Here is a 6,638-nt window from a genome sequence, read left to right as displayed (position 1 = left end):
CTACCATCACTAAAAGCTGTCCAGTGTTTCACGTGCCTGTGTCATCAAGTTGAACGCGGATTCCGTGGCTTCTATGGTGGCTTCCATGGACTGTCTGACTGCGGGATCGTCCAGTCGCTGGCTCAGCATGGAGGGCATGGCCTCGGCGGCAGAAACGCTCATGGCCAGAGCATCTGAGAGTTGTTGGGCTAGGTCGGCATCCTTTGCGGCCAGCAACTGCTTTAAGCCCGTGTCTTCAAACACGTTTTGCGCGCCGGAGACGTTGGCCACAATGTCGGCATTGGTGGTGCCACTGAAGCGACTTTCCAGGCCCTCCGGGCCATCTTCCAGAACAGCCCCCAGCTTCTCCAGATGCACCTCTTCCAAGGTGCTGATGGCACCTTCAATCATTTCCAGGACCGTACCTTCAGGGTCGCTCTTCAGCGTGGCGCCAAAGCCATCAGCTCCAGTCCAACTGCTCAGCAACTGCTCGGCGGTGTCATGGAAGGCGTCCCCAGCCAAGGCAAGGTAGCTGGTCTGCTGGAGTGTGAGATCCGTAGCCGGGGGCAGCGCATTGTCGTCGCCATAGAGGACAAACTCAATGCCATGGAAGCCGATGGAGGTGGTGCCCAACTGGGAGAAGGTGTCTGCCATAAAGGAATCCGTCGCGAGCGCCTGCTCCAGCTCCAGCACACTCACGGGCCAGTCGTCCAGATCACCGTCCAATCCCTCCGTTTCCGCAGGACCGAAGGCCCAGCTTTCCGTTACTTCCCAGAGCGGTCGCGCTTCAACCCATTGTTGACGAGCTGCGGCCAGGTGTGCGTCGGTCGGTTCGTTTGCCAGCGTTTGGAGTGCCTCCTTCAAGACCTGACTCTCCTGGGCCAGAGCAGTGTAGGAGGGCAAAACCAGGTCCTCAACAAATGTGCTGCTCACCTCGGAAGGCGTAGCGCTAGGGCCGCGGTTGGCGGGCCCTTGACAACCAACAACGAGCAGGCCTGCCATCAGCGCCAGCGAAGCCTTGGAGACAAAAGGACGAAGTTCAGTCATTAGGAACTTGTTTGTTAAGATTTTGGTAGTTGACGATGCAGATGCAATTAACCTATCATCAGACTACCCCAACGATTTTGCTCACACCTTGCAGTTGGCCACGGTCTAATCAGACTCTACCGAGTTAATTTTAGAACAGATAAAAGTTATCTTGTTGTCTTTATTGTGTTGTATTTATTACATTAGACTGATGAGCCTTCGCCCGGCGGTTCCCGAGTGAGGCCAGGCGAATCTGGCGCAACTCGGCCAGCATCTCGGCCAGCAACGCTTCGGTGGCGGTTGGGGGAGCATTGAGAACCGTCAGGTTCACCCCTTTAATCCGCAAGACGTTTCGGGCAAAGTGGGCCACCTCCTGGGGGTGAAACAGGAGCGGGTCCTTGTGATCCTGGCAGAATTCAGCGTTCAGCCTGCGCAAATCGAAAGGCGGATTCAGAACATGGGGGTCCGTGTTGGCATAGCGGTAGATGGAGGCGCGGGAACGGTTCAGGCAGTCCTGAACGTCCTCAATGCTCATCAGCGCGTCCGAGGACGGAGAGGCAGCAGCCATGGGACCGAAATTGGATGAATGCGTCTCAAAGGCCCAACAGTGGAACCGGCTGTGCAGCCTTGCTCCCCCTAGGGACCGGGAGCCAGCCCTTACGCTTGGGCATCCAACCCTGTCCCCCTAGGTCGTCCATGCGGGCTCAAAACTTGCTGCTGGTCACCCTTCGCGAGCCTCCAGCCGAAGCGGAAATCCTCTCCCACCAATGGCTGGTGAGGGGCGGATTCATCCGGCGGGTTGCTTCCGGGATCTACGCCTACATGCCACTGATGTGGCGGGTGCTGCGCAAGGTGGAGGCCATCATCCGTGAAGAGATGGATGCCACAGGTGCCCTTGAGTTGCGCCTGCCCGCCCTTCAGCCCGCCGAACTGTGGCGCCGGTCCGGCCGCTGGGACACCTATACGGACGGTGAAGGGATCATGTTTAACCTGACGGATCGTCAGGGACGACAACTGGGCCTGGGGCCAACCCATGAAGAGGTGATCACGTCCCTGGCCGCCGAGTTGATTCGCTCCTACCGGCAGTTGCCCGTCTCCCTCTATCAACTGCAAACCAAGTTCAGGGATGAAATCCGGCCACGGTTCGGGCTGATGCGAGGGCGGGAATTCATTATGAAGGACGCCTACTCCTTCCATGCCGACGAGGAGGATCTGCGGCGCTACTACGACTGCATGGATCAGGCCTATCGCCGCATTTTTGCCCGCTGTGGACTCAAGGTGTTGGCGGTTCAGGCGGACAGTGGCGCCATCGGCGGCGCCGCCAGCCAGGAGTTTATGGCCATTGCAGACGCTGGCGAGGACCTGGTGCTGAGCAGCCGTGACGGCCGTTACGCCGCCAACCAGGAGCGGGCCCAGTCCCTGCCGCCCCCGTCGGCGCCCCTCAAGGTCACAGCTGATGAGTGCTTTGCCACACCGGGGCAGGCCACCATTGAGGCTGTCTGCGCTGCCCACCATCTGGACCCCACCCAAACGGTGAAGGTGCTCCTGCATCGGGCCTGCTTTGCCGATGGCCCGGACCAGCCGGTGCTGACGGTGCTCCGCGGGGATCAGGAGGTGAATACCGTCAAGCTCACCAACACCCTGGGCCACCTGCTGGCGGAGCGGGGCACCGTCCTGGCGCTGGAGCGACTGGAGGTGGACACCCTCCAGGACCATGGGGCACAGTTGCCGGTGGGATTTCTCGGCCCTGACCTGAGCGATGACGCCATTCAAGGCGTCCCCGGTTTTGTGGGCGGGTTCCTGCGGATCGTGGACTCCACGGCTGCGGATCTGGCCGGCTTTGTCTGTGGGGCCAACGTGCCGGATCGGCATCGCCGGGTGCCGGGCTGGTCTGCGTTGAAGTTGTCTTTCACCAGGGCAGACGTGCGCTCTGCCCAGCCCGGTGACCGCTGCTGCCACGATCCCAAGGCCGTCCTGACGGCAACCCGGGGCATTGAGGTGGGACACATCTTCCAGCTTGGGCGCAAGTACTCCAGCGCTTTAGCGGCCTGCTTCAATAGCGAGAGCGGCGCCACCGAGCCCATGTGGATGGGGTGCTACGGCATTGGCGTCTCACGGCTGGCCCAGGCGGCCGTGGAGCAAAACCATGACGATAACGGCATGATCTGGCCAGTGAGCATTGCTCCCTTCGAGGTGGTCGTCACCGTGGCCAACGGGGAGGAACAGGAGCAGTGCCGGCTGGCTGAGCAGCTTTATGGAGAGTTGCGGGCCGCAGGAGTGGACGTGCTCCTGGATGACCGCATGGAGCGGGCCGGTGTGAAGTTTAAAGATGCCGACCTGCTGGGAATTCCCTGGCGGGTGGTGGTGGGGCGGAATGCGGCCCGTGGTCACGTTGAGCTCAAGACGCGCTCTGCAAAGGACGTTCTGGACATGGACGCCTCCCAACTCCTGCCCCATCTCATTCCCCAGCTGCAGCGGCAACGGCGGGGGGGCTGGCCGGAGACAGGGGTTTAGACTGCCCGGACTGTCAGCGCACCCGTTCGCCGCCATGGTCAAAGTTGTTTTACGTCTTGTTGCCGCGCTGCTGGCCATGGTGATCACCTTGGCGGGTTGCAGCGGTGCAGATGCCCATGGCCTCACCGGCAACTACGTGGACGACACCATGGCCGTGATCACAGAGTTGCGTCAAGCGGTGGAGGTTGCCGTAGAGGACCCCGACTACCGGCAAGTGGAGCGCGAGAGCCGTGACCTGATGAACGACTACATCTCCCGCTACCGTCGCAACCCCCGCATCAAGGCGCTCGGCTCATTTACCACCATGCAGACCGCCGTCAATGGCCTGGCCGGCCACTACGCCAACTTCGAGAACCGCCCCATTCCCGAGAAACTTCGCAACCGTCTCCAAAAAGAATGGAAGATGGCTGAGTTGAGCGTGGTGCGTGGCGCTTGAAGAAGCCCTCAGGGTGGCCATGGCCCGAGATCCCCATAATGTTGTCTTGTTCCCATACGGTCTAGGGGCGCGGATTTCTTGGCGAATGTTGTTGTGATCGGTGCCCAGTGGGGTGACGAGGGAAAAGGAAAAATCACGGACCTGCTGAGTCGCTCAGCGGATCTGGTGGTCCGCTACCAGGGTGGCGTCAATGCAGGGCACACCATCGTGGTGGATGGCACGCTGCTGAAGCTCCATCTCATTCCCTCAGGCATCCTCTACCCGGACACCCTGTGTCTCATCGGTGCCGGCACCGTGGTGGATCCCAAGGTGCTCATTGCCGAACTGGACATGCTGCTGGAGAACCACATTGATGTCTCGGGTCTCAAGCTGGCCTCCAGTGCCCACGTGACCATGCCCTATCATCGCCTTCTGGACAAGGCCCTGGAGCACAAACGGGGTCCGTACAAGATCGGCACCACGGGCCGGGGCATTGGCCCCACCTATGCGGACAAATCAGAGCGCAGCGGCATTCGCATGTTGGATCTGCTGGACGCCGATGGGCTGAGCCGGCGGCTGTGCCCCATCATCCGCCAGAAAAACGAACTCCTGCAGACCCTCTACGGCTTGGAGCCCCTGGATGCTGATGCCGTGATCCGGGAGTACGTGGGCCATGGCCAACGGCTGGCGCCCCACGTGGTGGACGGCACCCACACCATCCATGCTGCAGCCCGCAATCGCAAGAACCTTCTCTTTGAAGGCGCCCAGGGCACCCTGCTGGATCTGGACCACGGCACCTATCCCTACGTGACCTCCTCCAATCCTGTTGCTGGCGGCGCCTGCATCGGCGCTGGCGTGGGGCCCACCATGATTGACCGCGTCATTGGCGTGGCCAAGGCCTACACCACCCGGGTGGGGGAAGGTCCTTTCCCCGCTGAGTTGCAGGGGGATTTGAACCATCATCTCACCGACCGGGGTGGTGAGTTTGGCACTACCACGGGCCGGCGGCGCCGTTGTGGCTGGTTCGACGGTGTGATTGGCCGCTATGCCGTCCAGGTGAACGGAATTGATTGTCTCGCCATCACCAAACTGGACGTGCTGGACGAGTTGGCCGAGATCAAGGTCTGCACCGCCTATGCCCTGGATGGCCAGGTGATTCACGACTTCCCCATTGATGCCGGCCAGTTCGCCCGCTGTCGGCCGATTTTCAAAACCCTGCCTGGATGGCAGACGGACACCAGTTCCTGCCGTACCCTGGATAACCTTCCCCCCAATGCCCTGACCTACCTGGGGGAACTGGCGGATCTGCTGCAGGCGCCTATCGCCATTGTGTCCCTGGGTCCCGACCGGGGTCAGACCATTCTGGTGGAGGATCCCATCCACGGCCCCAAGCGGGGGCTGCTGAGCCATTGACCTCCTCCGTAGTGATGCCCGGCCCCGGCAAGCGCTACGACGTGGTGGCCGTTGGCCATGCCATCGTTGACGTGCTGGTGCGGGTGCAGGAGCAGGTGTTGCAGCGCCATGGTTTGCCCAAAGGCGGCATGACCCTCCTGGACACAGCCCAGACGGAAGCGCTCTACAACACCCTGGAACCGGAGCTGGAAACCTCCGGTGGGTCCGCCGCCAACACCGTGGCCGGGCTGGCAAGCCTGGGTAGCTCCACCGGATTCATGGGACGGGTTTGTGACGATCCGTTGGGGCGCATTTTCCGCCATGACATCACCGCCATTGGTGTGTGCTACCCCACACCTCCCTCTCCCGGCGGTGGGGCAACGGGCCGCTGCCTGGTGCTGATCACCCCGGACGCCGAACGCACCATGGCTACGGATCTGGGCTGTGCTCGTGATCTGGGGGAAGACGATCTGGCCCCCCAACTGATTCAGCAGGCCAAGGTGCTCTATCTGGAGGGCTACCTGTTTGACGACCCCGGCGCCAAGGCGGCCTTCCGTCGCGCTGCCACCATGGCCCGGCACGCAGGTGGCCTTGTGGCCCTCAGCCTCTCCGATGGGTTTTGCGTCGAGCGGCATCTGGAGGACTTCCGCACCATGCTCACGGAGCACGTGGACATCCTCTTCGCCAATGGGGAGGAAATCATGGCTCTGCTTCAGGTGGACACCATTGCCGATGCCGTGGAGCAGTTGCGGCAGCGGCCTCTCATTGCGGCACTCACCTGTGGCGCCGAGGGCTCTGTCGTCCTTGGTGGTGGGCTGGTTCATGCCATTCGTCCCCATCCGCTGACGGGGGTGGTGGACACCACAGGTGCGGGTGATCTCTATGCGGCCGGTTTCCTCCACGGGATTACCCGTCACCTGCCTCTGGAGGACTGTGGCCGGATTGGCTCCCTGGCTGCCACCGAGGTGATCAGCCATCTGGGGCCCCGGCCAGCCGTGTCCTTGCGCCGTCTTCTCCATCGGGAGCTGCCTCGGTTGGCCCTGGCGCCCGACTGAGGGCAAAGTGGCGCGGGCGGGCTTAGGGTCAAAGTCAGAGCCCATAGCGAGAAGATGAGTATGGCGTTCAGGAGGACAGCAGAGAGCAAGAGAGGGCACAGCGGTCATAGTGGGTGGCAATGCGGCGCCAGTCCTTGGACTTGGCAAACAGGTTCTCAACCTTATGGCGCATCTTGTAAACCTCTTGCTGTAAAGAACCCTCTTGTTGCGGTTCCGCCTGGACGGGATGCCGGGAGTGATGCCTTGCTCCAACACCA

Annotated in this window: 6 protein-coding genes and 1 pseudogene; 4 read left to right on the top strand and 3 right to left on the bottom strand. The window is 61.7% G+C overall.

Annotation, left to right across the window (positions count from 1 at the left end):
• Nucleotides 1–9: 9 nt before the first annotated feature.
• Both FLM9_RS05165 and FLM9_RS05160 read right to left on the bottom strand, forming a co-directional pair.
• Nucleotides 10–912 (bottom strand): imelysin family protein, encoded by a 903-nt coding sequence (locus FLM9_RS05165; RefSeq protein WP_074457570.1) that lies wholly within the window; start codon nt 910–912, stop codon nt 10–12.
• Between the two features lie 274 nt (nt 913–1,186).
• Nucleotides 1,187–1,573: a DUF8631 domain-containing protein gene (locus tag FLM9_RS05160; protein WP_143324613.1), complete on the bottom strand. Its 387-nt coding sequence runs from the start codon at nt 1,571–1,573 to the stop codon at nt 1,187–1,189.
• A 128-nt stretch (nt 1,574–1,701) separates the two neighbouring features.
• Between FLM9_RS05160 and FLM9_RS05155 the strand changes: the two genes are divergently transcribed.
• From FLM9_RS05155 to FLM9_RS05140, 4 genes are all read left to right on the top strand, one after another.
• Nucleotides 1,702–3,519 carry a proline--tRNA ligase gene (locus FLM9_RS05155; RefSeq protein ID WP_074457568.1) on the top strand — a complete coding sequence of 606 codons (1,818 nt, stop codon included), beginning with the start codon at nt 1,702–1,704 and terminating at the stop codon, nt 3,517–3,519.
• Between the two features lie 34 nt (nt 3,520–3,553).
• Nucleotides 3,554–3,955: a photosystem II protein Psb27 gene (gene psb27, locus FLM9_RS05150; protein ID WP_074457567.1), complete on the top strand. Its 402-nt coding sequence runs from the start codon at nt 3,554–3,556 to the stop codon at nt 3,953–3,955.
• A 78-nt stretch (nt 3,956–4,033) separates the two neighbouring features.
• Nucleotides 4,034–5,347, top strand: a complete 1,314-nt coding sequence (locus FLM9_RS05145) for an adenylosuccinate synthase (RefSeq protein WP_074457566.1) — start codon at nt 4,034–4,036, stop codon at nt 5,345–5,347.
• The gene (locus FLM9_RS05140) at nt 5,344–6,381 is read left to right on the top strand and encodes an adenosine kinase (RefSeq protein ID WP_257243018.1); all 1,038 of its coding nucleotides are present in this window, start codon (nt 5,344–5,346) and stop codon (nt 6,379–6,381) included. Before FLM9_RS05145 ends, FLM9_RS05140 begins: the two co-directional genes overlap by 4 nt.
• A 67-nt stretch (nt 6,382–6,448) precedes the next feature.
• Here FLM9_RS05140 and FLM9_RS08375 read toward each other — a convergent pair.
• Nucleotides 6,449–6,638: pseudogene (locus FLM9_RS08375) on the bottom strand (hypothetical protein); the annotation flags it as partial.

It is taken from the genome of Candidatus Synechococcus spongiarum, from assembly GCF_900047545.1.
GTDB lineage: Bacteria > Cyanobacteriota > Cyanobacteriia > PCC-6307 > Cyanobiaceae > Synechococcus_B > Synechococcus_B spongiarum_C.
This window is presented reverse-complemented; position numbering and strand designations above follow the sequence as displayed.